This is a genomic window from Sporosarcina sp. P16b, from assembly GCF_002743065.1.
GTDB lineage: Bacteria > Bacillota > Bacilli > Bacillales_A > Planococcaceae > Sporosarcina.
Window position 1 is genome coordinate 1 of record NZ_PDYO01000039.1, and the last position, 1,646, is coordinate 1,646.

The window sequence follows — 1,646 nt, forward strand, 5'->3', positions numbered from 1 at the left end:
GTCTGGGGTGTAAGTACGGCGACGTATGTAGCTGACAGATACTAATCGATCGAGGACTTAACCTATTGTAAAAAGTAGTTACTTGAACTACACAATGTCTTTTATTCAGTTTTGAGTGAACAAGCTTTACTCAAAAAAAGTATTTAAAATAATGCTTGCATTAAGTATAATAAGTGTTATAATAATAAATGTCCTCAAAAATGAGGATACATAGTCTGGTGACGATGGCGAAGAGGTCACACCCGTTCCCATACCGAACACGGAAGTTAAGCTCTTCAGCGCTGATGGTAGTTGGGGGTTTCCCCCTGTGAGAGTAAGACGTCGCCAGGCAATTCTTTTCTTAAGATTGACACTGAGTATTCTATACATAACCTAGTGATCAAAAAGAACAAGGACATATCTATTAAATATTGAAATTATACCCAGGAGGATTAGCTCAGCTGGGAGAGCACCTGCCTTACAAGCAGGGGGTCGGCGGTTCGAGCCCGTCATCCTCCACCATATATTCTACACCTGCCGGTGTAGCTCAACTGGTAGAGCAACTGACTTGTAATCAGTAGGTTGAGGGTTCAAGTCCTTTCGCCGGCACCACTTAATACGAGCCGTTAGCTCAGTTGGTAGAGCATCTGACTTTTAATCAGAGGGTCACAGGTTCGAATCCTGTACGGCTCACCATTATTTTTGCCGAAACATATCGCGGGTGTGGTGGAACTGGCAGACACGCTAGACTTAGGATCTAGTGCCTTCGGGCGTGGGGGTTCGACTCCCTTCACCCGCATTTTTCATGCGGAAGTAGTTCAGTGGTAGAATACGACCTTGCCAAGGTCGGGGTCGCGGGTTCGAATCCCGTCTTCCGCTTTTAAATTCCACTCTTGCCGGGGTGGCGGAACTGGCAGACGCACAGGACTTAAAATCCTGCGGTAGGTGACTACCGTACCGGTTCGATTCCGGTTCTCGGCACCAATTACTTTCATAATATGCGCCTGTAGCTCAATTGGATAGAGCGTCTGACTACGGATCAGAAGGTTGTGGGTTCGACTCCTGCCAGGCGCGCCATATTATTTATATATTTTAGACTCGGGAAGTAGCTCAGCTTGGTAGAGCACTTGGTTTGGGACCAAGGGGTCGCAGGTTCGAATCCTGTCTTCCCGACCACTTATTTGGGGCCTTAGCTCAGCTGGGAGAGCGCCTGCCTTGCACGCAGGAGGTCAACGGTTCGATCCCGTTAGGCTCCACCAAATATTACTTTAATAAATCTCATGAACCTTGAAAACTGAACAGCAAAACGTTAACGAAATACAGTTTGTGCACCTAACGGTGACACAAACAAAATGAGTATCTTAATTGATGCCAGCAAATGAAACTCGAGCTAATCGAATTTTCATCTACTGGGCATCGAGTTGCAGTGAAGTGCTAGGAAGTGATCGAGCGAAAGAGGGAGCGTACTCAGGTACGTGACCGACTGAGCGAGTGAAACTGACGACGCAATTTGCTGTGAATCGGTGGTCAGTATTATGGAGAGTTTGATCCTGGCTCAGGACGAACGCTGGCGGCATGCCTAATACATGCAAGTCGAGCGAACTGTTGGAAGCTTGCTTCCTTCAGTTAGCGGCGGACGGGTGAGTAACACGTGGGCAACCTGCCCT

9 tRNA genes and 2 rRNA genes are annotated in these 1,646 nt (G+C 47.4%); all 11 read left to right on the forward strand.

Annotated features, from left to right (window positions below):
- Nucleotides 1-214: 214 nt before the first annotated feature.
- A 5S ribosomal RNA gene (rrf, locus tag CSV77_RS16620) occupies nucleotides 215-330 on the forward strand.
- A 95-nt stretch (nucleotides 331-425) separates the two neighbouring features.
- A tRNA-Val gene (locus CSV77_RS16625) sits at nucleotides 426-501 on the forward strand.
- 14 nt (nucleotides 502-515) lie between these two features.
- Nucleotides 516-591: transfer RNA gene (locus CSV77_RS16630), tRNA-Thr, on the forward strand.
- An 8-nt stretch (nucleotides 592-599) separates the two neighbouring features.
- Nucleotides 600-675: transfer RNA gene (locus tag CSV77_RS16635), tRNA-Lys, on the forward strand.
- A 21-nt stretch (nucleotides 676-696) separates the two neighbouring features.
- Nucleotides 697-778 (forward strand) — tRNA-Leu (locus CSV77_RS16640).
- An 8-nt stretch (nucleotides 779-786) separates the two neighbouring features.
- Nucleotides 787-858: transfer RNA gene (locus tag CSV77_RS16645), tRNA-Gly, on the forward strand.
- Nucleotides 859-874: 16 nt separating this feature from the next.
- Nucleotides 875-963 (forward strand) — tRNA-Leu (locus CSV77_RS16650).
- 16 nt (nucleotides 964-979) lie between these two features.
- A tRNA-Arg gene (locus tag CSV77_RS16655) sits at nucleotides 980-1,056 on the forward strand.
- Between the two features lie 22 nt (nucleotides 1,057-1,078).
- Nucleotides 1,079-1,155 (forward strand) — tRNA-Pro (locus CSV77_RS16660).
- Nucleotides 1,156-1,162: 7 nt separating this feature from the next.
- Nucleotides 1,163-1,238 (forward strand) — tRNA-Ala (locus CSV77_RS16665).
- A gap of 273 nt (nucleotides 1,239-1,511) precedes the next feature.
- Nucleotides 1,512-1,646: ribosomal RNA gene (locus CSV77_RS16670) — 16S ribosomal RNA — on the forward strand; the annotation flags it as partial.